Source organism: Plesiocystis pacifica SIR-1 (assembly GCF_000170895.1).
GTDB lineage: Bacteria > Myxococcota_A > Polyangia > Nannocystales > Nannocystaceae > Plesiocystis > Plesiocystis pacifica.
Map to the genome: position 1 here is coordinate 70,252 of NZ_ABCS01000001.1, position 23,550 is coordinate 93,801.

General features: G+C 72.2%; 17 protein-coding genes. 10 read left to right on the forward strand and 7 right to left on the reverse strand.

Annotated features, from left to right (window positions below):
* Nucleotides 1-7 precede the first annotated feature (7 nt).
* The gene (locus tag PPSIR1_RS00245; protein ID WP_006968941.1) at nt 8-2,473 is read right to left on the reverse strand and encodes a molybdopterin-dependent oxidoreductase; all 2,466 of its coding nucleotides are present in this window, start codon (nt 2,471-2,473) and stop codon (nt 8-10) included.
* A 112-nt stretch (nt 2,474-2,585) separates the two neighbouring features.
* On the opposite strand from PPSIR1_RS00245, the gene PPSIR1_RS00250 reads away from it, so the two are divergent.
* From PPSIR1_RS00250 to PPSIR1_RS00260, 3 genes are all read left to right on the forward strand, one after another.
* A complete protein-coding gene (locus PPSIR1_RS00250; protein WP_198154424.1) occupies nt 2,586-4,604 on the forward strand; it encodes an ATP-binding protein in 2,019 nt (672 codons plus the stop codon).
* Between the two features lie 254 nt (nt 4,605-4,858).
* A complete protein-coding gene (locus PPSIR1_RS00255; protein WP_006968943.1) occupies nt 4,859-8,065 on the forward strand; it encodes a hypothetical protein in 3,207 nt (1,068 codons plus the stop codon).
* 40 nt (nt 8,066-8,105) lie between these two features.
* Nucleotides 8,106-9,461 carry an AI-2E family transporter gene (locus PPSIR1_RS00260; RefSeq protein ID WP_006968944.1) on the forward strand — a complete coding sequence of 452 codons (1,356 nt, stop codon included), beginning with the start codon at nt 8,106-8,108 and terminating at the stop codon, nt 9,459-9,461.
* A 7-nt stretch (nt 9,462-9,468) separates the two neighbouring features.
* Here the strand turns inward: PPSIR1_RS00260 and PPSIR1_RS00265 are convergent, their stop codons facing one another.
* On the reverse strand, nt 9,469-9,876 hold the full coding sequence (locus tag PPSIR1_RS00265) for a hypothetical protein (protein WP_006968945.1): 408 nt from the start codon (nt 9,874-9,876) through the stop codon (nt 9,469-9,471).
* 356 nt (nt 9,877-10,232) lie between these two features.
* On the opposite strand from PPSIR1_RS00265, the gene PPSIR1_RS00270 reads away from it, so the two are divergent.
* Complete coding sequence (locus PPSIR1_RS00270) at nt 10,233-10,544, forward strand: hypothetical protein (RefSeq protein WP_006968946.1); 312 nt, start codon at nt 10,233-10,235, stop codon at nt 10,542-10,544.
* 35 nt (nt 10,545-10,579) lie between these two features.
* On the opposite strand, the gene PPSIR1_RS00275 is transcribed toward PPSIR1_RS00270, so the two are convergent.
* The 3 genes from PPSIR1_RS00275 to PPSIR1_RS00285 all read right to left on the reverse strand — a co-directional run bounded on the left by PPSIR1_RS00275 (nt 10,580) and on the right by PPSIR1_RS00285 (nt 14,374).
* Nucleotides 10,580-10,996, reverse strand: a complete 417-nt coding sequence (locus PPSIR1_RS00275) for a hypothetical protein (RefSeq protein ID WP_157595056.1) — start codon at nt 10,994-10,996, stop codon at nt 10,580-10,582.
* 280 nt (nt 10,997-11,276) lie between these two features.
* Entirely contained in the window at nt 11,277-13,592 is a 2,316-nt protein-coding gene (locus PPSIR1_RS00280) for a prenyltransferase/squalene oxidase repeat-containing protein (RefSeq protein WP_006968948.1), read from the reverse strand.
* Nucleotides 13,589-14,374: a class I SAM-dependent methyltransferase gene (locus tag PPSIR1_RS00285; protein WP_006968949.1), complete on the reverse strand. Its 786-nt coding sequence runs from the start codon at nt 14,372-14,374 to the stop codon at nt 13,589-13,591. The genes PPSIR1_RS00280 and PPSIR1_RS00285 overlap by 4 nt, the downstream gene beginning before the upstream one ends.
* 198 nt (nt 14,375-14,572) lie before the next feature.
* Here PPSIR1_RS00285 and PPSIR1_RS00290 point away from each other — a divergent pair, with 198 nt between their 5' ends.
* The 5 genes from PPSIR1_RS00290 to PPSIR1_RS00315 all read left to right on the forward strand — a co-directional run bounded on the left by PPSIR1_RS00290 (nt 14,573) and on the right by PPSIR1_RS00315 (nt 20,001).
* Entirely contained in the window at nt 14,573-15,454 is an 882-nt protein-coding gene (locus PPSIR1_RS00290; RefSeq protein ID WP_006968950.1) for a hypothetical protein, read from the forward strand.
* Nucleotides 15,455-15,459: 5 nt separating this feature from the next.
* The gene (locus PPSIR1_RS00295; protein WP_053335290.1) at nt 15,460-15,963 is read left to right on the forward strand and encodes an acyl-CoA thioesterase; all 504 of its coding nucleotides are present in this window, start codon (nt 15,460-15,462) and stop codon (nt 15,961-15,963) included.
* 140 nt (nt 15,964-16,103) lie between these two features.
* The gene (locus PPSIR1_RS00300) at nt 16,104-18,179 is read left to right on the forward strand and encodes a ferritin-like domain-containing protein (protein ID WP_006968952.1); all 2,076 of its coding nucleotides are present in this window, start codon (nt 16,104-16,106) and stop codon (nt 18,177-18,179) included.
* A 17-nt stretch (nt 18,180-18,196) separates the two neighbouring features.
* A complete protein-coding gene (gene bufB, locus PPSIR1_RS00310) occupies nt 18,197-19,156 on the forward strand; it encodes an MNIO family bufferin maturase (RefSeq protein ID WP_006968953.1) in 960 nt (319 codons plus the stop codon).
* Nucleotides 19,153-20,001, forward strand: a complete 849-nt coding sequence (locus PPSIR1_RS00315) for an HvfC/BufC N-terminal domain-containing protein (protein WP_157595057.1) — start codon at nt 19,153-19,155, stop codon at nt 19,999-20,001. The genes bufB and PPSIR1_RS00315 overlap by 4 nt, the downstream gene beginning before the upstream one ends.
* A 101-nt stretch (nt 20,002-20,102) precedes the next feature.
* Here PPSIR1_RS00315 and PPSIR1_RS00320 read toward each other — a convergent pair whose 3' ends face one another.
* Both PPSIR1_RS00320 and PPSIR1_RS41450 read right to left on the reverse strand, forming a co-directional pair.
* Entirely contained in the window at nt 20,103-21,083 is a 981-nt protein-coding gene (locus PPSIR1_RS00320; protein WP_006968955.1) for a cupin-like domain-containing protein, read from the reverse strand.
* A complete protein-coding gene (locus PPSIR1_RS41450; protein WP_157595058.1) occupies nt 21,080-21,433 on the reverse strand; it encodes a hypothetical protein in 354 nt (117 codons plus the stop codon). Before PPSIR1_RS41450 ends, PPSIR1_RS00320 begins: the two co-directional genes overlap by 4 nt.
* Before the next feature lie 237 nt (nt 21,434-21,670).
* Between PPSIR1_RS41450 and PPSIR1_RS00330 the strand changes: the two genes are divergently transcribed.
* A complete protein-coding gene (locus PPSIR1_RS00330) occupies nt 21,671-23,545 on the forward strand; it encodes a MutS-related protein (protein ID WP_006968957.1) in 1,875 nt (624 codons plus the stop codon).
* Nucleotides 23,546-23,550 lie beyond the last annotated feature (5 nt).

Here is a 23,550-nt window from a genome sequence, read left to right on the forward strand (position 1 = left end):
TAGCGCATCACCGGCGCAGGCGCTTGAGCGGCTTGCGCTCCGGCAGGGGGGCCGAGCGGGCGACGCGGACGCGGACGCGCTTGCTCGCGGGCGCCCCCGTGCTGGGGTCGCGGGCCTCGAGGGGCACGAGCACGTTGCCCTCGGGGTAGTAGGTCGCGCAGCAGCCGGCGGGGAGGTCGAAGGGCACGAGGATCCACCGCGGGGTGAAGCGCGTGCGGCCGGCGTAGTCCGAGCGCAGGTCGACCTGCTCGTAGGGCTCGAGCTCGAGGCGCTCGAGGTCGGCGAGGCTCACGAACACGAGGCGGCGGTAGCCCCGGATTCCACGCAGGCGGTCGCCCTTGCCGAACAGCGTGCTGTTGTGCTGATCATGGCTGCGGATCGTGGTCATCCACAGCTCGTCGTCGGCCAGGGGCGCGTCGGGCTCGGGGCGGGGCGGGGGCGCGAGCGAGAGGGTCCGCGCGGGGGCGCTGGGGCTCGCGTCGGCGCGCGGGCTGAGGGCGTCGATGTGCTCGCGCAGGCCGGCGTAGTCCGAGGCGAGCGCCGACCAGTCGAGGCCCGAGGCCGAAGACGCGGCGTCGTCCATGGCCGCGCCGATGCTGCACAGGATGTCGACCTCGGCCCGAAGCGTCGAGGCGATGGGGGCGACGAGGCCCGTGGACAGGCGGCGGTGACCGTCGAGGTCGTCGGCGCTGACGGGCCCGGCGGGGTCGCGCTCGGAGCGGCCGAGGCAGGGGAGGATCAGGGTGCGCTCGCCGGTGATCAGGTGCCCGCGGTTGAGGCTGGTGCTCAGGTGCACGCTGAGCTTGGTCTGGCGGATGGCCTCGGCGCAGCGGTGGCTGTCGGGGGCGGCGGCCTGGAGGTTGCCGCCGAGGTTGAACAGCACCTCGACCTCGCCGCGGTGCATCGCGTCGACGGCCTCGAGGCTCGAGTGGCCCGCGCTCGGATCGGGCGCGCGGAGTCCCAGGCGTCGCTCGAGGCCCTCGACGAAGGCGGCCGCCGGGGCGTGGTCGAGGCCGGCGCGCTTGCAGCCGACGACGTTGTGGTGGCCCAGCAGGGGCATGGGCCCGGCGTGCTCGCGACCTCCCGGGAGGTTGCCGCGCAGCGCCAGGAGCGAGAGCAGGGTCGAGACGGTCGCGCCCGCGTCGGGCTGCTGCACGAGCCCGGTACCCCAGGTGAACACCGCCGACTTGGCCGCGGCGTAGCGCTCCCCCAGGCTGCGCAGCTGCGCCTCGGGGACGCCGCTGGCGGCTTCGAGCTCGGACCAGCTGCGCCCGGCGATCTCGGCCTCGAGGGCGTCGAGGCCCTCGCAGCGGGCGTCGACGAAGGCGCGATCGATGGCGTCCTTCTCGAAGCAGACCTTGATGCAGGCCTCGAGCACGGCCCGGTCGCCGCCGACGCGGACCTGGAGGTGCGCGTCGGCGAGCCGCGGCGCGGGGCCAAACCAGTCGCTGCGCTCGCGCAGGTCCCGGTGGCGGAGCAGCCCCGACTCGCGCATCGGGTTGACGGCGACGATCGCCGCCCCGCGCTGCTTGGCCCGGCGCAGGCTCTGGAGCATGCGCGCGTGGGTGGTCCCGGGGTTGTGGCCGATGCACACGATGAGCGCCGCGCCCTCGAGGTCGGCGACGCTCGCCGTGCCCTGAACCAGGTCCAGACCCAGGCCCTCGCGCAGGGCGAGGGCGCTGGCGTCGTGGCACAGGTTGGAGGAGCTGGGCAGGTGGGGCGAGCCGGCGGCGCGGGCCAGCAGCTGGTAGGCGAAGGCGGCCTCGTTGGAGCTGCGCGCAGACCCGTAGAACACGGCGCGATCGCCATGACCCGCGTCGCGCAAGCGGGCGAGCTCGCGGCCGACGAGCGCGAAGGCTTCGTCCCAGGAGATGGGCGCGTAGCCTTCCTCGCCGGCCTCGTGGAGCAGCGGCTCGGTCAGGCGGCCCTGGGCGCCGAGCCAGTGATCGCTGCGCGCCGAGAGCTCGACGAGGGTGTAGCTGGCGAAGAACATCGCCGTCGCGCGGCGGGGGTTGAGGGAGTCGGCGAGCACCCGGGCGCCGGCCTCACAGGTCGGGGCCCGGCTCTCGCCGCGGCGCTCGGCCTCGCCGACCGGCCACGCGCAGCCCGGGCACTGGGTGTGTCCCTCGGCGTTGGCGGTGCGCAGCAGCTGGAGGCCTCGGCGCACGCCGGCCTTGCCCAGGCTCTCCTCGAGGGCCCGGGACAGCGCCTTGGAGCCGCCCGCCTCCGGGGGGCGATCGACGGCCATGGGCGCCGTGATCACGGGGACGACGGGGGAGGGCAGGCGCGGGTCGAGGGCGGCTGACCCTTCGGTCGTCGACTCGGCGGTCGCCGACGCTTCGCTCGCCTCGCGCGTCGACTCTTCGGTCGTCGACTCCTCGGTCGCTGCCGAGGCCTCGGCGCGCTCGGGCGAGTCTCGCGTCGCGCTCGTGTCGGTCCGATCGGCGTCCAGCTCGGTGCTCGCGTCGTCCAAGGGGCGAATCCTGGCCGACGCGTGCGTGCGGATCAAGTCGGGCGAGGTTCGCCCTCACGCTGCGATACAGGCGCAGCTGGGAGCCCCGGTTGGGCTCCGCTACGGTAGCGAGGTGGTCGTCGTGAAGGAGACGGGGCATGCGTCGGGTCCAGCGGGCCGGGGTGGTCGAGGGGCTCCGGACGCGGCCTCGGTCTACGAGACCTGGCGGGGGCTCTACGAGGCCATGGGCGACGGGGTCGGCATCCTCGACCGCGAGGGGACCATCCTCGACGCCAACGGGGCGCTGGTCGAGATGTTCGGCCACCCCAAGCACGAGCTCGTCGGGCGGCCCGGGCGGATGCTCGCCGACCCCGAGCGCTTCGACCTCGACGCGACCCGCGAGCGCCTGCGCCGGGCGTGGATGGGCAAGGCGCAGCGCTTCACGTGGTGGTGTCGGCGCAAGGACGGCGAGGCCTTCCCGACCGAGGTGACCCTCAACAAGGGCCGCTTCTTCGGTCGCGACGTGGTCGTGGCCATGGCCCGCGACGTCAGCTTGCGCTTCGCCCGGCAGCGGGCCGTCGAGGCCTCGGAGGCCCGCTACCGCGCGACCTTCGAGGTCGCCCGCGACGGCCTGGTGATCGTCGACGCCGCCAGCCTCGAGGTCCGCAGCGCCAACGCCCGGGCCGTCGACATCCTCGTCGGCGCGCAGGGGGACGCGTCGAGCTCGGGGGCGCGCTTTGGCCTCGAGGGCGAGGGCCTGGTCCGCCTGCTGCGTGGCTACGGCGTGACCGAGACCGAAACCGAGACCGAGGCCGAGCTGCGCCGCACCCTCGGGTCGCTCGAGGACACGGGCGGCCACGCCAGCATGCCCGACTGGTGCGTGGTCCGCGAGGACGGCGCGCTGCGCTGGGTCGACCTCGACTTCGCCCGCTTCGACTCCCCGGGCTACCACCCCGTGCTCGGCCGCTCCCAGAGCCTCGTGCTCGTGGCCGTCCACGACATCACCGAGCGCAAGCGTTCGGCGGAGGCCCTGCGCGCCTTCGAAGAGCGCGAGCGCGTGGCCGAGCGGCTGCGGGCCCTCGGCGAGCTCTCGGCCGGGGTCGCCCACAACTTCAACAACGCCCTGACCTCGATCCTCGCCCACGCGCAGATCCTCGTGCGCAGCCCCGCCGTGGCCGAGGACGTCCGCGAGGATCTGCAGGTCATCGAGCGCGTCGCTCGCGAGGCGGCGGTGACCGTGCGCCGGATCCAGAGCTTCGCCCGCAACCGCGACCCCGAGGCCCTCGAGCTCATCGACTTCGGGGACGTGGTCGCCAACGCGGTCGCGCTGACCCGCCCGCGCTGGCAGCCCGGCGGCGGCGGGGGCAAGTGGCGCTTCGAGCTCGAGGCGCGCCCGCTCGAGGCCAACGCCAAGCTGCTGATCCACGGCAACGCCGCCGAGCTGTGCGAGGTCCTCGTCAACCTGATCCTCAACGGCCTCGACGCCATGCCCGAGGGCGGACGGATGTGGGTGCGCACCGGGGTCGAGGGCGATCGGGTCTACGCCGAGGTCGAGGACACGGGCTCGGGCATGGACGAGGAGACCCAGCGCCGCCTCTTCGACCCCTTCTTCTCGACCAAGGGGGCCAGCGGCATGGGCCTGGGCCTCTCGGTCAGCCACGGGATCGTCCGTCGGCACCGCGGGGAGATCTCGCTGGTCAGCGCGCCGGGGCAGGGGACGCGCTTTTCGGTGTGCTTGCCGCGGGTCGACGGGGAGCTCGACGAGGCCGAGGTCGAGGCCCTGCCGCGGGCGCGCCCGTCGACCATCCTCGTGGTCGACGACGATCCGACGGTGCGCCGGGCCGTGGGCCAGATGCTCGGCGAGCTCGGCCACGCGGTGGTCTCGGCCTGCGACGGGCGCGAGGCCCTCACCTGCCTCGACGCGCACCGAGAGGTCGGCCTGCTGCTGACGGACCTGGCCATGCCCGTGCTCGACGGCTCGGGGCTGCTGCGCGAGGTCGGTCGGCGATGGCCGCAGCTGCCGACGGTGCTGATGACGGGCTTGGCCGCCGAGGCCGATCCGCGGGCGGTCGAGGCCGCGGGCGCGCTGTTGCGCAAACCGCTCGAGCTGGCCAGCCTCGAGCGGACCCTGGCCCGGCTGATCCCTGGTTGAGCGCGCGTTCGCAGCGTCTCGACCCAGATCGCACCGCCGCGTGTGGCGTTCTTGTCGCCACTCGAGTGCTCCCTCGCGCCTCACTAAGGAACAAAAACTCTGATTCCTGTCGATTGCGCGCGACAGGAAAGGTTTGGGACGCCCCAAAGTCGATGGCGCGCGGGCGATCGATGGGGCATTCTGGAACGAGTGCCTCGGTCGGTGGTCCGAGCTTACGCCGTGGTCTGGGGCGGTGCGAAGGTGAATCTCGGGTGATGCGCGCGGTCGAGCCCATGCCCTGCTCTGTGCTTCGGAGCGTCCTCCGGGCGCTGAGGAGCGCGCCGCGGCACTCCGAGTCGTGGCTGGTCGTGCTGGTGATCGTCCTGGTCGCCGGCTGCGTCACGAACGACGACGACGAGACGCGGCGGCCCCTCGACCTCGGCGACTTGGGCTACGAGACCCCCGCGCCCCGGGACGAGCGGCCGATTCGCCTGGTCGGTCGGGACGGCACGGACCTGCCGCTGGTCGGACTGAGCCTCTCGGCCATCGTCGAGGATCCCCTCGCGCTCACGGAGATGCGCCTGGACTTCGAAAACGGCGAGCCGGGGCCCGTCGACGCCGAGCTGCTCGTGACCTTGCCGGCGGACGCCCGGGTCACCCGCTTCGCGGCCTTCATCGAGGGCTCGTGGCGCGAGGCCGAGGTCGTCGAGCGCACCCGGGGGACCGCGCTGCCCTCGCTGTTCACCCCGCCCGAGGCCGTGTTCAGCCCGGCGCCGCGCGAGGGCACCCAGGCCTTCCGCGTGGTCTTGCCGCGCATCCCCGGCGGCTCGGTGCAGCAGCTCATCCTGACCTACGCCGAGACCTTCGAGGACGTCGACGAGACCTACCGCGTCTACCTCGAGGGCATCCACGACGTGCGCCGGGCCTCGGTCAAGGCCGTCGTCCACGGCCAGCCCAACCCCTTGGTCGACGTGTTCGCGGGCAGCCGCGTGCCCGAGGTGCTCGGCTACGACGAGTCCGGCCACCGCCACCTGAGCCGGACCCACCTCGACTGGACGCCGACGGGGGACCTGGTCGTGCCCAACTCGGGCAAGCGCCGGGTCGGGGTCCGCAGCGGCCGCAAGGTGGCCGTGCGCGTCAACCCCCTGAGCCACGATCACCAGGCCGCGTTCAACGGGCTGACGGTGCTGTTCGACACCAGCGCGTCCCAGGCCGTCGACTACCCCGAGCGCGTCGAGGCCCTCGCCGACCTCATCGTCGCGCTGCAGCCGTGGACCGGCAACGACATCCCCCTGCGCCTGGTCGCCTTCGACCAGCGCTACGAGACCCTCTACGAGGGCCCCCTCGGCGAGATCGATCGCTCGGTGTTCACCGAGCTCCGCGACCGCCGAGCGCTCGGGGCCTCGGACATCGTGGGCGTGCTCCGGCACACCGCCGCGCGCCGCGATCGCGCCGTCGATCGCGTCATCCTGGTCTCCGACGGCCTCGCCACCGCGGGCGTCGAGGGGCGCCGGGCGCTGTTCAAGAGCGTGCGCGAGCTCGCCGACGCGGGGGTCGTGCGGGTCGACGTGCTGGCCGACGTCGGCGATCTGGGCCACCCGCGCCTCGAGGGCCTGGTCACCCAGCTGCCCGACTCCGGCCTGGTCCTCGATCGCCGAGAGGCCTCGCGGGTGCTCGTGCGTCGGCTCCGGCGCGAGGTCCACGACGAGGTCCGGGTGGCGGTCCCCGGCGCGCGCTGGTTCCATCCGGAGGTCGTGCACGGGGTCCAGTCCGACGACGAGATCCTGGTGTTCGCCGACGTCGAGACCGTGGGCGCGACCTTGCGCGTGACCGTCGACGCCCACGGCAAGGAGACCCTCGACGTGCCCATCCTCGACGTCGAGGAGCCCCTGGTCGGCTGGGCCCTCGAGAACGCGCGCATCGACTTTCAGGTCGAGGCCCTCGAGCGCGAGGCCGACACGTCCAAGGCCGCGGTCCAGCCCTACGTGGCCAAGCAGCTGTGGCAGAAGATCGTGACCAATTCCCGGCGCAACCGGGTGGTCAACGACTACACGCGCCTGGTCATGCTCGCCGACGAGGACGACTACGGCGCGGTCAAGATGGACGTCGCGGGGCTCCCGGACGTGCTCGTGGTCGGGCCCTCGGGGGTCGAGCGGCGCCGCCGGGGGGTGCCCAACGCGATCGCCGATGACGAGGTGCCGCTGGCCAGGACCCGCCTGCCTCGCTTCGCCCGCGAGCGCCTCGGCGCGGAGCAGCTGCGCCTCTACGCGATCACGCAGATCCCCAACCCGGGCCGCGACGCGGACGCGGCGATGATCGCCGCGGCGCCGCTGGTCGGCGTGGGCGAGGGCGGCAGCTTGCCCGTGGAGCTGCCGACCATGGCCGAGGAGGCCAGCGCCGACGAAGGCGGCGAGGCGAGCGAGGACGCGGGGACGGCCGAAGCCGCGGCGCCGCCGGCCGAGCGCCGCGACGATCCGCGCCGAGCTCGGCCCGTCAGCAACCGCCGGCGCAGCGGCAAGGCCCGGGCGCTGCCGCCGGCGCGCCCCCTCGACGGCAGCTACCGCGGCAACATGCTCGCGGTCATGAACCTCATCGCCTGGGGTCACGCCGCGGAGGCCGAGCAGGTCGCGTGGCGCTGGCGAGAGGCCGAGCCCAGGTCGCTCATGGCCGTCGTCGCCCTGGGCGAGGCGCTCGAGGCCAACCACGCCCTCGACGACGCGGCCCGGGCCTACGGCTCGATCATCGACATGTACCCCGACCGCGCCGACATGCGCCGCTTCGCCAGCGCCCGGCTCGAGCGCCTGGGTAGCGCCGGGGCGCGCCTGGCCATCGACAGCTACGCCCAGGCCCGACGCCAGCGCCCCGACCACCCCTCGAGCCACCGCCTGCTGGCCTTCGCCCAGCTCCGCGCGGGTCGACCCAAGGACGCCTTCACCGTGCTCGCCGACGCCCTGCGCCGGGACTGGAGCGGCGACTTCGAGGGCATCGAGACCGTGCTGCGCGAGGACCTGGGGGTCATCGCGGCGGTGTGGATCGCCGCCGAGCCGCACCTGCGTCAGGACATCACGCGGCGGACCGAGCAGCTCGAGGCCGCGGTCGCTACCGAGCCCTCGCTGCGCTTCGCCCTGACCTGGGAGAAGGGGGGCAGCGACGTCGATCTGCACATCCGCGACGGCCTCGGCTCGCACGCCTTCCACGAGCGCAGGGCCCTGCGCTCGGGCGGGGCCCTCGACTTCGACGTGCGCAACGGCTACGGCCCCGAGGTGTTCACCATCCTGGGCAAGCCCTCGGGCTACCCCTACAGCCTCGAGGTCCAGTACTACAACCACGGGGCGGGGGACGTCGGCCTGGGCAAGGTGCAGATCTTCGAGCACGACGGGGCCGGCCACATCGCCTTCGACGAGCGCCCCTTCGTGGTCATGAAGCACAAGGCCTTCGTCGACCTGGGCAGCCTCGAGGGCTCGCTGGTCGGCCGGCACTGACTCGCTCGTCAGCCAAGCGCGAGTCGCTATACTCGCGGCCATGAGCGAGAAGCGAGCCATCGGCCTGCGGGTCTTGATCACCGGCGCCTCCTTGGTGGTGGTCGTCGCGGGCCTGCGCGCGGCCGGGCCGATCGTCATCCCGGTGCTGTTCGCGGCCTTCCTGACCATCCTCGCCATCCCGCCGGTGCAGGCCCTCCAGCGCCGCGGCTTCCCGGACTGGCTCGCGGTCACGATCATCGTCAGCGGCGTGCTCGCGGGCGCCACGCTCATCACCCTGCTCGTCGGCAACTCGCTCGCGGACTTCTCCCAGAACGTCGACAGCTACGGGGATCAGCTCGAGGCGATCATCTCGAATTGGCTGAGCTTGCTCGACGAGTACGGCTTGTCCTTCATCGAGGGGACAAAGCTGCCGACCAGCACCGGGGGCGAGCTCGAGGTGCCGGATCTGAGCCCGGGGGTCGGTGAGGGGGCCGAGGGAGCCGCGGCCGAGGCCGTCACGGGGGCCGAGGGGGGCGGGGCCGCCGAGGGCGGCGACGAGTCGATCATGCACCCCGGCACGGGCGCGCTCATCGACCTCATCGACCCGAGGATGATCGCCAACCTCGCCGGCAGCGTGGTCTCGAGCATCGGCAACGCCCTGTCGAACACGATCTTCGTGCTGTTCACGACGGCCTTCATCATGGCCGAGGCCGCCGGCTTGCCGCGCAAGCTCCAGCTCGCCCTGGGCTCGACCACGGAAGACGTCGAGCGCTTCTCTCGGGTCATCGACGACATCCAGGAGTACCTGTCGATCAAGACCTGGATCTCGGGGTTCACGGGCCTGCTGGCCTGGGGCCTGTGCCTGGCCGTGGGCGTCGACTACCCCGTGCTGTGGGGCCTGGTCGCCTTCTTCCTCAACTACATCCCGACCCTCGGCTCGATCATCGCCGCGGTCCCGCCGACCCTCCTGGCCCTGGTCCAGTTTGGCTGGGAGCGCTCGCTGATCTTGGTGGTCGGCTACGTGGCCATCAACCTCGTGGTCGGCAGCATCCTCGAGCCGCGGATCATGGGCAAGCGCCTGGGCCTGTCGACCCTGGTGGTGTGGCTGTCCCTGGTGGTCTGGGGCTGGATCTGGGGCTCGCTGGGCATGTTCCTGTCGGTGCCGTTGACCATGGTGGTGAAGATCCTGCTCGAGAACAGCGACGACCTGAAGTGGATCGCCGTGCTCATGGGCTCGGGGGCGGAGATGCAAGAGCGCGAGGCCGCGGCGGCGAGCATGCGCGCGGAGGTCGAGAAGGAGGACACGCCGATCCCCCCCGACGCGATGAGCGTGGAGGAGCTGCCCGATCTGCCCGAGCCTCCCGACCCGCCCGAGCCATCGCCGGACGCCTCGGCAGAGGCTCCGCCGGACGTCTAGACGAGGGCTAGACGAGCCCGGCGTGGATCAGCGGCGAGGTCATGTTGCGGATCTTGGTCGACGCGAGGCCGAGGTGTCGGCCGGCAGCCTGGACGTCGCCGTGATCGAAGATGTCGACCTCGGCGCCGAGCCAGCGCAGCGCGGTCGCCAGCCCGCGGCCGCGCTCGCTATCGACCAGGGCCGCGACGCGGACCTTGGAGCCGAGGGCCTCGGCGAGCTCGCCCCGTCGGCGCACGCCGAGGTGGGCGTCCCCGAGGATGCGCAGCACCGTGGGCCGTGGGTTGCGGCGCAATCTGTTCAGTAGGGCCTGCCAGTTGCCCTCCCGAGCGTGATCGCCACGCAGGACGATCACCGTGGTCGAGAAGTCTCCGACCCAGGCCAGGTCTTCGTCGGGTGCAGTGTGTGTCGCGTCCATCGAACCGCAGTGAATCCAGCGTCCCACGCTGGCATGCAGAGCAAATAGCGTACCAGTGATCGGATTGACTGTTGGTGTACTTTTGCACGGGAGCCAAGCCCTGTTCCCAGCATTGTATGCACTTTTGAGCGTTTTCGCGTACTCGAGCAGATTGTAGCAGTGGGTCAATGTGGGACGAACATCCCGTCACAATCATGGCAGGAAGCTGCTAGTTTTGGGCCGTGAATCCTGCTTTCCGATCTTACGTACAGGGTCCCCTGGTCGTGGTTCGATGGCTCGAGCCGAGCGAGGAGGGCAGCAGACTGCTGGCGAAGTTGGTCCAGGACACGCATCGTCAGCAAGGCCGGGTCTACCTTGTGGCCATCATTGGGGCGGAGGCGAGCATCCCCGACAACAACACCCGCAAGGCCCTCGCGGCGTCCTACGAAGCCTTCGAGGAGCTACTCACCGACTCGTGGATGGTGCTCCTGGGCCACTCTCTGCGTCAGTCCCTGTTCCGCAGCATCATCGCGGGTCTGGGGCTGTTGCTCGGTCGCCGCATGGACATCAAGGTGCTCAACTCGGTGAGCGCGATGTTCGAGGTGCTCGGCGAGTCCATGGGGTTGGACGAGGCCGCGCTGCGGGCTTCCCTCGAGACCACAGACATCCTCGTCGACGGGGACGAGTAGATCGAAGGATCAAGAGCGACCCTGCTCGGTGAGCTTCAGGCGGCGGCGTCGAGGCCGTTGAGCGCAGCTGCCAGCTTGCGGCGATCGATGCCGAGGTAGCGCGCGACGTCGAGGACATGGTTGATGCGGAAGAACTCGGCCTCGACGCCGAGCCAGCGCAGACCCGTCGAGAGGGCGCGCGCTCGGGCGCTGGCGGCGATGACGGCGACGCGGCTAGTTGGCCCCACGGCCTCGGCGAGCTCGCGGCGCTGCGTCTCGTCGAGGGCCGTCCGCTCGTCGAGTTGGATGACGAGGGGGCGTTCGCTGCGTCGGAGGCGATCGAGGAAGAGATGCCAGGCCACGCCGGACGAAGCGTGCTCGCCAAAGTAGGCGACCGTGGTCTCATGGGTGCCCGCCCACGCCAGTCCAACGGGGGAGCGCTGCGGACGACGGTTCGAGAGGGCACGGACCATGCCCATTGAGTGAGCAACTTTCGTGCCGACCGGGTGAGCTCGGGAACTGCGAGGGGGAGCTCCGTCGGCGCCGGTGGACCGTTTTGAGCCCAATCGCCAGCGAGACGCGGACTAGCCGCATCTCAGCAAAAGTGGGGGAGGGGTCGCCGTGGGAGCGATCGCGCGATCCCTGGAGCCGCGCCGCCCGGCCCGGGTGGAGCCGATCGCTCCCATGAGGCAACGTGCCCCGGGGCGCCCTTGTGCTTGCGAATTTCGACCTTTAGCGAGTTGGCGGTCCAGCTCACGGCTTGGACAAAGTGCAATCTTCGTCGCCTTTGAGATGGTGGTCTTCGAGGCAGCGAGCCAGCGCCCAGGTCGGGAACACCTGACGGTAGAGTCGGTAGTCGAGCACGGCGGTGTTGAAGAACACGCCGACGCTCGCATCGTGCTCCCAGGTGCCGTCGGCCTGCTGGCGCTCGAGCAGGTAGGCGAGGCCGGCGTCGACGCTCTGGCGGGCGCGCTGGGGAGCCGCGAGCGCCAAGGTCGCGACGGCCCAGGCGGTCTGGGTCACGCGGCTGGCTTCGTCGTCGGCGAGGTCCCACGACGGCGCGCCACGCCGAGGCTCGCGCTTGGCCCCGAGGGTCCGGGACAAGAGCGTGCCGGAGTCGCGCTCGAGCAGGCCGCGGTAGTCCTCGGCCCAGCCCCCGTCGGCGCGCTGTCGATCGAGGAGGAAGCGGACCGCCCGGCGGACGACCAGGTGCTCACGCTCGACGCCGGCGGCGAGCAGGGCCGAGACCGCGAAGTAGGTGCCGTAGGTGTAGTTGACGCCCCAAAAGCCGCGCCAGGCCCCGGCCTTGGGGTCGACGGCCTCGAGCAGGAAGCGGACGCCGGCGTCCACGGCCGCGTCGACGCGCGCGCGCAGGTCCCCGGCGCTGGCGAGCAGGGCGGGCTCGCGCTCGCGGAGCACGGCCAGGGCGCGGACGCAGCTCGCGGAGCACTCGGCGTAGGAGTACTCGAGCATGCAGTTGCCGTACATCTCGGCGGGGTTGAAGTGGATCAGCGCCATGGACCCGCGCCGCTCCTCGTAGGAGCCGAAGCCCCCGTCGTCGTTTTGGCGGAGCAGGATGAACTCGGCGGCGGCGAGCTTGCGGGCGGGGGACAGCGCGGGCGTGGCCTGGCCCTCGCCGATCCAGCCCCGGGCCTCGACGTGGAGCAGGGCCTCGAGGGCCTCCGCGGTGCAGTCGCTGACGGGCCAGGGGTGGCGCTCGTCGGCGAAGCCCCAGCCGCCGCGGGTGGGTGAGCGGTAGTTGGGCAGGGCGCCCGGGGCCGTCGTCGACAGCTCGCGCATGACCTGGGCCTTGGGTAGCCACGCGGCCGCGCGCTGGGCGAGGGCGCGCCCGAGCTCGAGCTCGGGGCCTTCGGCCAGGGCCTGGAGGGCGAAGCTCGTGTCCCAGATGTCCGAGCGCGCGCCGCAGATCCGGGCGCCCTCCTCGGCGTCCTCCCAGACCCAGTACTCGAGGCCCGCGAGGGCGCGGTCGAGGTCCGGGTGATCGGGGTCGCGCTTGGCCATGGCCAGGCAAAAGAGCATGCCGTTGACGGGGCTCAGGCACACCCAGTCGGTGCTGTGGAACTCGAACTCGATGTGCGCCCAGGCGCGGTCGAGGGCGCGGCGACGCAGGGCGGCCAGGGGCGGGCGCAGCAGGGGCAGGTCCGTCGCGCGATCGAGGGTCCGGCCGGCCGCGAAGGCCCACTGCAGCACGGCGCCCACGGGCTCGAACAGGTCCGTCGGCGCGATGTCGTCGCGGGCGGCCTCGAAGCGCGCCCGGCTCGGACCGCCGGGGTAGAGCTCGGCCGCGAGGGCGTCGAGCACGGGGCCGCTCGGGGCCTGGACCCGCGCGCCCCACAGGTAGGACAGGCCCAGGTAGATCAGCCGCATGTGGCAGTAGAGCCGGCGCGGGTGCATGGGCGCGTCGTCGGGCAGCAGCCACAGCTCGGGCAGCAGGGGCTGGACGAGGTCCCAGGGGTAGAGGCCGAGGAGGGCCAGCCAGATGCGCCCCCAGGTCGGCGCGCGCTCGGGCCCGCCGTGGGCGTGGATCCACGCCAGGGACTCCTCGAGCATGGCGGCGGTGCGCTGGGGATCCTCGCCGGGCTCGTGGGCGTCGCCGAGCAGGCGCAGGGCCACGTAGCCGAGCACGGTGTGGAACATCCACGAGTCGAACTTCCCGGCCATGGTCTCGGCGGGGGCCTCGGCGTCTGGACTGTCGTGTTCAGAGACCGGCGCGGGCCCAGGCTCGAACGCTGGCTCTGGTTTGGGCTCGCGCTCGGGCGGGTCGGGGTGCATGCCCCAGCCGCCGTCGCGCTTGCGCGTGACCTCGAGCTGGCGTCGAATGTTGCGCCTGCGCTCCGCCGGGATCTCGCGCCCCAGCACGTGCATGGCGATCACGTACTGGCAGATCAGCATGGGGTTCCAGACGACCTCGCCGGCCCAGGCCCCGCGCGCTTGCTGGGCGCGCTCGAGGGCCCCGAGGGCGCGCTCGTAGCCGGCGCGGAGGGCCTCGGGGGTCGGCGTGGGGCGGGTGTCGAGCGGGCTGGCGGGGGAGGGGGAGCTGGCGGTCATCGGGGGGACTTCACGTCGCGCGGGGTGGCGGAGGGCTGCGTCGGCCGGCTCGGGGTGGTCCGCGAGGGGGGGCGGACCGCCGGCTTGCGACGCCCGGCGTCTTGCTCACGGGTCAAGATCAGGAAGTACTGATAGGGGAGGAAGTCGTGCTCCTCCGCGACGGCGAAGCCGACCCCGGCCAGCTCGCGCTTGGCCATGGCCTTGGGGATGCGCTGGTTGGGCTTGGGGCAGCCGACGTGGCGCGGGCACTGGACCTCGGCGCGCCAGTCGATGAGCGCGAGGCGTCCGCCCGGGCGTAGGGCCGAGTGGACCGCGCGGAAGTAGGCGGCGCGGTCTTGGAGAAAGGAGTAGGTGTTGGAGATGAACACCACGTCGACGCTGTTGGCCGGGAGCAGGGGGTGCTCGTAGACGGCCAGGCGGGTGACGATGTTGGGCGTGCCCCAGCGCGCGCGCTGGCCGTCGATGTGGCGCTTGAAGTCCGCGTCGACGTCGACGGCGTAGGTCGTGCCCCCGGAGGCTGCCTGGGCGAGGCGGCGGGTGAAGTAGCCCGAGCCCGCGCCGATGTCGGCGACGTCGGCCCCCGGCTCGAGCTTCAGGGCCTCGACGACCTGCGCGGGCCGGGCCCAGGCGTCGCGCTCGGGCTCCTCGAAGGAGGCGAGGGCGGCCTGCTTGTCGCCGTAGTGCGCCGCGGGGGGCTGGGTCTTGTCGTTGCTCGGGCACGCCGACAGCAGGAGCAGGAGCCCCAGGGCTCCCGTCAGGGCCGTCGTGAGTCGCGCGCGCACCCCCAGACCATAGACAGCGCGCTTCGCCCAGGCAAAGGCTCCAGGTCGGCACTGCGAGCGAGGTCACGCTCCGCCCCGTCGGCGGCGCGGGGGCTCACGGGCGGGGGTTCGCCAGCCTGGGGCCAGGCTGGGTCGCTCTGCGCGTCGTTGAGGCCCCGGCCTCGCGCTGCGCCGTGGACCCGATACACTGCGTCGACCTTGGCCGCGACCCAGACCGCCGAACCTCGTCCCGCGCGCGCTCGCACGGCGAAGCAAGATCGCTGCGCCCGCTGCGGCGAGGCCTTCGAGGGCCTCGACGATCGTCGCACCCAGGTCCGCGCCCCGGATCTGTGCCGGAGCTGCCACCTCGATCCGCGCGCGCGCGCCTTGCCCCTCGAGACCGATCTCGAGCGCGGCTGGCTGGGTCGCTGCGTCCGGACCCTCGGGCAGCTGATCATCTCGCCCTCGCGGAGCTTCCGCGCCGTCGAGGAGCCCGTCGACCACGGCCGCGTGCTCGCCTTCCTCGCCCTGCTGCGCCTGAGCCTGTGGCTGGTCGCGATGGCCTGGGGCGGGCAGGGCTGGGCCCTCGACGACGGGCCCCAGGGCCTCGACCGACCGACGGTGGTCGGGGTGCTCGCGGGCGCGCAGTTCGCCGACACCCTCCGCCTGTGGCTGCTGATGATGGTCCCCCTGGGCCTGCCGATGCTCTACTTCTTCGGGGGCATCCTCGGCCACCTGGGCCTGGCGCTGACCGGCGGGGCGCGGCGCTCGATCGGCGCGAGCATGCGCGCCTTTGGCCTGGCCCTCGCGCCCGCGTTGTTGTTGGTCGGCGTGCTCGACGTCCTGCTGATCGGCGTGGGCGTGGAGCCCGAGGTCTGGGCGGTGATCCTGGCCGTCGCGGTGGTCTCGTCGCTGTGGCGCCTGGCCTTCGCGCTCTCGCGGACCCACGGGACCTCGCTGTTCCGCGGCCTGCTCGTCGCCTTGTTGCCGGCGCTGCTGTTCACCTCGGCGTGTATCGGCCGGGGCCTGCTCGAGCTCGAGCGCCTGCCCTTCGTCGAGGTCGAAGAAGACCCCGACGAGTACTACATCCCCGAGATTTGAGCGCCGTGGTCGAGCCCTTGGACATCCCCCCTGGCTTCAGCGACCCCGAGGGCCTCGGCACCCCCGTGTGCGTGCGCCAGGCCGTGGCCTGGGGCGAGATGGACTCCCTCGGCCACGTCAACAACATCATCTACCTGCGTTGGCTGGAGAACGCCCGCTTCGAGTGGTTCGAGCGCGTGGGCGTGTCGGCGTGGATGCGCGAGAGCGGCGGGGCCGTGGGTCCGATCCTGGCCCGCGTCGAGTGCGACTACCGCTTGCCCGTGGGCTTCCCGGACAAGGTGTGGACGAGCCTGCGCTGCGTCGAGCTCGGCGGCTCGAGCATGCGCCTGCGCAGCCAGGTGTGGTCCGAGGCCCACGGCGCCGTCGCGGCCGAGGGCGACGCCGTGATCGTGCTCGTCGACTACGCGGCCGAGAGCTCGGTGCGCGTCCCCGAGCCGATCCGCGCGGCGATCCGTGCCCTCGACGGCGAGGGCCTCGTCGAGCGCGGCCGCTCGACGCCGACGGCCTGAACGCCGCGGGCGAAGCGAACGCTCGCGTCGTCCCGCGCGGGCGAGCTGTGGCGATAACCCGGTGGAAACACGGCGCAGCGGGCCGTTGGCTTCGACAGCTCACCGTCCTCGGCTCGGGAGAGTTGCCTACCATGGCTGCGATGACCACGCCCTACGCCGTCCCGCCGCTGACCCCCAACGAGGAGCGGCTCGTCCGTGAGATCAACGCCACCTGGACCCCCGAGCGCGCGCGCTCGGAGCTGGTCTCGCTGCTCCAGACGGCCGTGGAGGTCGAGCTAGCGACCATCCCCATCTACCTCTACACCTACTACTCGATCGATCGCACCGTGGCCAAGGGCGAGCCCGGGGGCTTCCCGTCCACGGACCTGGCCCGCTTCGCCGACAAGGCCGGCGCGCTGATCATGAGCGTGGCCGTCGAGGAGATGCTGCACATGTCGCTGTCCTCGAACATCTATTTTTCGCTCACGGGCAAGCCCCCGGCGCTCTACCTGCGCTCGCCCGCGCCCTACCCGAGCAGCCTCCCGGGCCACGCCTTCCTCGGCCCCGACGGCGAGCCCTTCGAGGTTCCCCTGGCCAAGCTGTCCGTCGATCACCTGTGGCACTTCCTCGAGATCGAGTACCCCGAAGAGCGCGACGCCCCGCCGGAGGACGCGAACTGGCAGACCATCGGCCAGATCTACTCGTACATCCGCTGCATCATCGAGTCCGATCGCATCCAGGACTGCGACTTTCAAAAGGGCGCCGAGTCCCGCCAGATCCAGTCGACCAACTACTCGCCCAACAACATCGACACCGGCTACCCGGAGGCGAGCTTCGACATCAACTGCCCCACGCCCGCGACCACCGAGGGCTCGGCCTCGGAGGTGTCGCAGTTCGCCAGCCGCGAGGACAGCCACGTCGGGCCGAGCGCGCTGATGCCGATCACCAGCTGCGAGCAGGCCGTCCAGGCGATCACCACCATCTGCTTTCAGGGCGAGGGCTTCGACCACACCCGCTTCGACGACCCCACCGACCGCGAGCAGTCGCACTACGCGAAGTTCCTCTCGGTCCAGTCCGAGCTCGCGGGCTACCCCGGGGCCGACCCGCACCGCATCCCCCTGAAGATCCCCCCGGCCCCGCGCCAGTTCACCCCCGACGAGCTGCGCGCGGTGGTGTTCGAGTTCCCCGACAACCCCGTGGCCGCGGCCTTCCCCGAGGGGCGCCGGGACATCGCGGACATCGCCAGCGGCCTCTACCAGTACATGCTGATCATGTGCGAGGCCATCTTCCTGCAGACGCCGGAGAACCAAAAGCTCTACTTCAACCGGACCCTGCACATGTCGATGATCTGGGTGCTCGACAAGTTCATCCAGTCCATGCGCACGGTCTACCTCGAGCCCACGGGGGCCAGCCCGGGGCAGTGCGCCCGGCTCGCGCCGCCCTTCGACAACATCAACCTCGGCGCGCGGCACCAGGCCTTCGCCACGCTCGAGAGCATGTGCGCCCGGGCCCACGCCCGCTACGCCGACGCGCCCTGGTACAAGCAGGCCGGCCTCGACTACTACATCGACAAGGCCATCCCCGAGCTCCCCGACGTCAGCGAGTTCTTCGAGCCCAAGCCCGCGAGCACGGGCTGCGACGTCAGCCAGTACGCGGGCGTGCCGACCTTCCCCTCGAGCCCGCCGGCGACGGTGGCCTCGGGCGAGGTCCGGCACGCGTGCATGGGCCTCAACAGCTGCCGCGGCCAGGGCCGGACCCGCGACAACGCGTGCGCGGGCCAGGGCTACTGCTCGACGGCGCTGGCCTACAACGCCAAGGACCCGAGCTCGCCCTCGGTCTCGGACCACACCTGCCACGTACAAAACGACTGCGCCAACCAGGGCGGCTGCGGGCTCTACGGCACCGCCGCCGAGCAGCTCGAGCCCGGGCACAACGGCTGCCAGAACCTGGGCTCGTGCGCCACGCCGATCAACGCCGAGCGCTTCGCCAGCGACGGGGCGATGCGCGGCAAGAGCGTGTGGCGGCGGGCTCGGGAGGTGTTCACGGACAAGGTCTGGCCCGGGCTGCGCGAGCAAAACCCCGACCTCCCCGAGGCGCCGCCGCCGGTCCCGGGCAGCGCCGCGAACCCGGACCTGTTCGCCTACGGGCCGACCATCGAGTGGATCCAGGACTACAGCGACGCCGGCATGACGGCCTGCGGCTCGAGCGGGCTCAGCGGAGCGGGCAGCTGCGCCTGAGCTGAACGGGGAGCGCCATGCAAGACGCACCGAGCCTCGGCCACCATCTGGGTCTCGGAGTTGGCCTGCGCAACGTCCACTTCGACCACATCCTGCGGGAGTGGCCGGCCGTGGACTGGTTCGAGGCCATCTCCGAGAACTTCATGGACTCCGGGGGGCGGCCCGGCTACGTGCTCGCGCAGATCGCCGAGCGCTACCCGGTGGTGCTCCACGGCGTGTCCATGTCGATCGGCAGCTGCGACCCCCTGGACCGCGACTACCTCCGGCGCTTGCGGGCCCTCGCCGAGGGCGTGGGCGCGCGCTGGGTCAGCGACCACGTGTGCTGGACCGGCGTCGGCGGGGTCAACAGCCACGACCTGCTCCCGCTGCCCTTGACCGAGGAGGTGCTCGCCTACGTCGCCGAGCGCGTCCGCGTGGTCCAGGACATCCTCGGCCGGCCGCTGGTGCTCGAGAACCCCAGCACCTACCTGCGCCTGCGCGCCTCGACCCTGCGCGAGCCCGAGTTCCTCGCCGCGCTCGTGGCCGAGACCGGCTGCCGCCTGCTCCTCGACGTCAACAACGTGTTCGTCAGCTGCTTCAACGCGGGCGAGGACCCCCGCAGCTACCTCGACGCCTTCCCCTTCGAGGCCGTGGTCCAGCTGCACCTCGCGGGGCACCAGCGCGGCCCCGAGCACATCGTCGACACCCACGACCAGCCCGTGTCCGAGGGGGTCTGGGAGCTGTTTCGTCTGGCCTGGCAGCGCACCGGCGGGGCCTCGACGCTGCTCGAGTGGGACGGCGAGGTGCCGGCCTTCGAGCGGGTCCACGCCGAGCTCCTGCGCGCCCGGGAGTTCATGGCCGGGGAGCTCGACCACGGGCGCCTGGACGCGGCGCTGCGTCGGGGCCCGAGCGCGGCCGCGGAGGGGCTCTCGACCCCGGTCGACTTCCTGGTGCCTTCGGTCATGGGGCGCAGCGAGCTGGCCGCGGAGGCGCTGTGAGCGAGTCAAAGGGGCAGCCTTCACCGCCCGCGTCGCTGCGGGACTTTCAGGACTGGATGCTCGGCGCCCTGGTCCGGCCCGAAGGCGCCAGCGGCCCCGAGCTGGACGTCCGCGTCCACCCGCCCGCGCGGGTCCGCCTGGGCACCTACCAGCGCAGCTACATCGCGCGCCTGGGCAAGTGCCTCGCCGGCCAGTTTCCCGCGCTGTGCCACGCCCTGGGGCCGGAGCTGTTCGACGACTTCGCCCGGGAGTACCTGCGCGCCCACCCCTCGACGAGCCACAGCCTCTACGCCCTGGGTCGGCGCTTCCCGGCCTGGCTCGAGGCCCAGCGACCCGACCGCGACGCGGCCGCAGCACAGCGAGAGGCGTGGATCGACTTCATGGTCGACCTGGCCGACTACGAGTGGCGGCTGTTCGAGCTCTTCGACGGACCGGGCCCGGAGCGCGAGCGAGAGCGCGAGCCCACGGCCGATTGCCCGGACGCCGAGCTCGCCCTTCAACCCCACCTGGTCCTGGCCGAGCACCGCTTCCCCGTGGCCTGGTACTACCACGAGGTCCGCGCGGGCCGTCGGCCGAGCGTCCCGCGGCGAGAGCCGAGCGCGTCGGTGCTGCTGCGCCGGGACTACGCGACCTCGACCTTCCCGGTTACGGCGCTGCACCTGCGCTTTTTGACCTGCGTGCGCGAGCGCGGCAGCGTGAACGCGGGGCTGGTGGGGCTCGCCGAAGTCCTCGGCCGACCCCTGGCGGAGATCGAGGCTGCGTGGGCGGCTCAGCGCGAGGGCGTGCGGCGGCCGTGGATCGAGGCCGGCTTCTTTACCCGGGCCCGTCCTCGAACGCGACGGTAGACTCGCGGACCAGGTCGACGCGCCGCCGTCGAGGTCGAGACGGCTGGCCTCGTCGATGGCTACCGGTGCCATGAAACCCTTCTCGCCAGCTTCGGTTTTGATCAGTCTTCGGTCGCGTCTGCGCCACGCAGCTCGATGGTCGTCGGCTCTCGAAAGTTGAGAAAAGACAGGCTGACGCTGAGGTCGAGGGCGAGGACCTCGTGCCACCACCACCCGGGCAGGTAGAGGGCTTCGCCGGGCTCGAGCACGACCTCGTAGCCGCGCTCCCCCGCCGCGATCGCCTGCTCGAGGGTCTCGCCCGCGTAGTAGCCCACCGCAGCGTCGGCGAGCCGGGCCGACCACGGCGCGAGCATGCGAAAGCGCTTTTGCCCGCGCAGCTGGCAAAACAAGATGTTGCAAGAGTCGTGGTGCAGCGGGGTCCGGGTGCCGGCGGGGCCGAACCAGAAGCTGCACGCGCGCTTTGGGGTCAGGTAGCGCTCGTCGAGGCCGACGTCGTCGAACAGCGGCGCGAACTCGGGCTGCTCCGCGACGCGGTTGTTGGCGATCATGTAGAGGTCGTTGGTCACGCCCGCAGCGCGGACCTTGGCGGCGTACTCGGCCATGGTGGTCGTGGACACGCAGCGCGAGTAGTCGCGGTCGGGGTGCTCGAGCTGGTCGCGGCCCTCGCAGATCTGCAGCTTCGTCGCGCCGAGCACCTGCCCCAGATACTCGGGGGTCCACTTGCTCACGGCGGGCCAGTCCCGGGCGACGTCGGTCAGCACGACGGGCTGCGCGTGGCGGACGTAGCGGGCGTAGAACTCGTCGCCCGAGAGCCCCTCGACGCGCTCGATGCCGCGGCCGTGGCCGCGCTCGAGGGTCTGCAGCAGGCCGAGCAAGGCGTCGCGCCGGTCGACCCTACGGTTGAGCTTCCGGGCCGCTCGCAGGCCCGGGGACGCGAGGATGGCGGAGACCTCCGAGCGGGCGAGGGCTTCGGGCACGCCGCCCTCGACGAGCGTCTCGATCAGCTCCGGGGCGTCAACGCCTGCGAGCGCGTTGTCGACGATCCAGTCTTGCCACTGCGGCGCGAGCTGGGCCTCGCTCACGCGGTCCGCACCACGCAGCTGCGGTCTCGCTCGTCGACGTGGACGGTCACCCGAGCTCCAGGCGAGAGCTCGAGGGCCTCGAGGTGCTCCTCGCCGTCGGGCCAGCGGATCAGCAGATCGTAGCGACCGTGGGCGAGCTGACCGGGGCCGCGGAGGGTGCCGTCACAGGCGCGCAGCAGCGCCTCGTCGGTCCCCTCGATGCGCAGCGTGGCGTCCTGGAGGGCCGAGGTCGCGCCGTCCAGGCTCGGCTTCGGGGCCTGGGGAGGCTCCTCCTTGGGCTCCGCCTCGACCTCGGGATCCGGCCCGGGCTGAGGCGGCAGGTGTTCCTCTGGCTCGGGCTGCGGTGGCACCTGAGGCATCGTCTCCGGGTCCGGGTAGGGCTGCGGAGGTTGCGGAGGCTGCGGGGGCGGTTGGGGGAGCGTGTTGGGGGTCGCGCAGGCGCTCGCCAAGGCCAAGGCAGCCGCGGCGACCACCGTCGAGACGAGCGGAGGACAATCCGGGAGGGAAGTGGGTTTTTTGGCCATGGCGCTTTGATTGTAGCGGACTGGAGCGGCGCCTCGGAGCCTGGCTGCTAGTCTCCGCCGCTCATGACCAAGGCGACTCCCCGGGCTGAGTACGAGGCGCGCCTCGCCGATCGGCGCGCTCGCTTGCCGGCCCTCGAGGCCCGCGACCTCAATTTTTCCAGAGCGCGGGTCGGGGTGTTCGTCGCGGCGATCGTCGTGGTCGTGCTGGGCGTCCAGGGGCGCTTGCAAGGGGTCGGCGGCTGGGCGTGGCTGGCCGCGCCGGCGCTGGCCTTCGTGGCGCTGATGGTCTTTCACGACCGCGCGCTGACGGCCCTGGCCCGGGGCCGCCGAGCCGTGGCGCACTACGAGGCCGGGCTCGCGCGCATGGACGACGCCTGGATCGGCGAGGCCGGCAACGGCCCGCAGTCCCGGGACTTCGCCGAGCTCCAGGGCGAGCACACCTTCGCCGACGACCTCGATCTCTTTGGCGAGGCCTCGCTGTTCGAGCTCCTGTGTCGGGCGCGGACCCGGGCGGGAGAGGAGACCCTGGCGCGCTGGCTCAGCCCAGGCTTTGGCGCCGGCGAGGTCCGACCGCTGCCCAGCGTCGAGGTGTTGCGCGGGCGCCAGGCCATGGTCGAGGCCCTCCGCGGCACCCTCGACCTGCGCGAGTCCCTGGCGGTGCTCGGCGAGGACGTGCGCGCGGGGGTCGAGCCGGCGCGCTTGATCCACTGGGGCCGAAGCCCGGCGCGCTTTGGGCCGAGGCAGCGCGTGGTGGTGCTGGTGCTGGGCGTGGTCCTGCCGATCCTGGCGGCCGCTGGCGTCGCGCTGTGGACGGCCTGGGGTCCGTGGCTGCTGATCGCCACCGTCGCGGCCGAGGGCGCGCTGCACCGCTGGCTCAAGGACACGCTGGTGTGGCTCTCGGGGCCCGTCGAGCGCCGCGGGGCCGAGCTCGAGATCCTCGCCCAGGTCCTCGCCACCTTCGAACAGGCCGCCTTCGAGGAGCCGGGCCTGCGCGCGCTCCAGGCTCGCCTCGGCTCCGAGTCGGGGCGGCCCGCGTCCGCGTCCATCGCCCGCTTGCGCCGCCTGCTGGGCTGGTACGGCGCCCAAAACAGCGGGCTGTTCTTTCCCATCGCTCTGCTCCTGTGCTGGGGGCCGAGCTTCGCCCTGGCCATCGAGCGGTGGCGTCGAGACGAGGGCCCGCGCATCGCCGAGTGGATCGCCGCCCTCGGTGAGCTCGAGGCGCTGAGCTCCCTGGCCAGCCACGCCTTCGAGAACCCCGACGATCCCTTCCCCGAGCTGCGCGCGAGCGAGGCGGAGGACGGCCCGGTGCTCGAGGGCGAGGCCCTGGGTCACCCCTTGCTACCCCGGGCGCGCTGCGTGACCAACGACATCGGCCTGCGCGCGCCGCTGCGGGCCTACGTCGTCAGCGGCTCGAACATGTCGGGCAAGAGCACCTTCTTGCGCACGGTCGGCGTCAACGTGGTCCTGGGCCTGGCCGGCGCGCCCGTGCGCGCGAGCTCGATGGCCCTCAGCCCGGTGCGCGTCGGCGCGACCTTGCGGGTCCAGGACAGCCTCCAGGACGGGGCGTCGCGCTTTTGGGCTGAGCTCAAGCGCCTCGAGGCGGTCAGCCAGCTCGCCGACGCCGGCCCGACCCTGTTCTTGCTCGACGAGATCCTGCACGGGACCAACTCCCACGACCGCCGCATCGGCGCCGAGGCCCTGCTCGCCGACCTGCTCGAGCGCGGGGCCATCGGCTTGCTGACCACCCACGATCTGGCGCTGGCCCAGGCCGCCGAGGCCCTCGCGCCGCGCACGGCCAACGTGCACTTCGAGGACACCCTGGTCGACGGTGAGCTGGTGTTCGACTACCGCATGCGCCCGGGCGTGGTTCAAAAGTCGAACGCGCTGGCGCTGATGCGCTCGCTCGGCTTGTTGCCGGCGTCGACGCCCGAAGCGTGAGCGGG

Excerpts from the sequence above, each read along its gene's own strand:
- PPSIR1_RS00255 (WP_006968943.1), top strand. The coding sequence starts at position 4,859 with ATGCGCGCGGTCGAGCCCATGCCCTGCTCTGTGCTTCGGAGCGTCCTC.
- PPSIR1_RS00260 (WP_006968944.1), top strand. The coding sequence starts at position 8,106 with ATGAGCGAGAAGCGAGCCATCGGCCTGCGGGTCTTGATCACCGGCGCC.
- PPSIR1_RS00265 (WP_006968945.1), bottom strand. The coding sequence starts at position 9,876 with ATGGACGCGACACACACTGCACCCGACGAAGACCTGGCCTGGGTCGGA.
- PPSIR1_RS00275 (WP_157595056.1), bottom strand. The coding sequence starts at position 10,996 with ATGGTCCGTGCCCTCTCGAACCGTCGTCCGCAGCGCTCCCCCGTTGGA.
- PPSIR1_RS00280 (WP_006968948.1), bottom strand. The coding sequence starts at position 13,592 with ATGACCGCCAGCTCCCCCTCCCCCGCCAGCCCGCTCGACACCCGCCCC.
- PPSIR1_RS00300 (WP_006968952.1), top strand. The coding sequence starts at position 16,104 with ATGACCACGCCCTACGCCGTCCCGCCGCTGACCCCCAACGAGGAGCGG.
- bufB (WP_006968953.1), top strand. The coding sequence starts at position 18,197 with ATGCAAGACGCACCGAGCCTCGGCCACCATCTGGGTCTCGGAGTTGGC.
- PPSIR1_RS00330 (WP_006968957.1), top strand. The coding sequence starts at position 21,671 with ATGACCAAGGCGACTCCCCGGGCTGAGTACGAGGCGCGCCTCGCCGAT.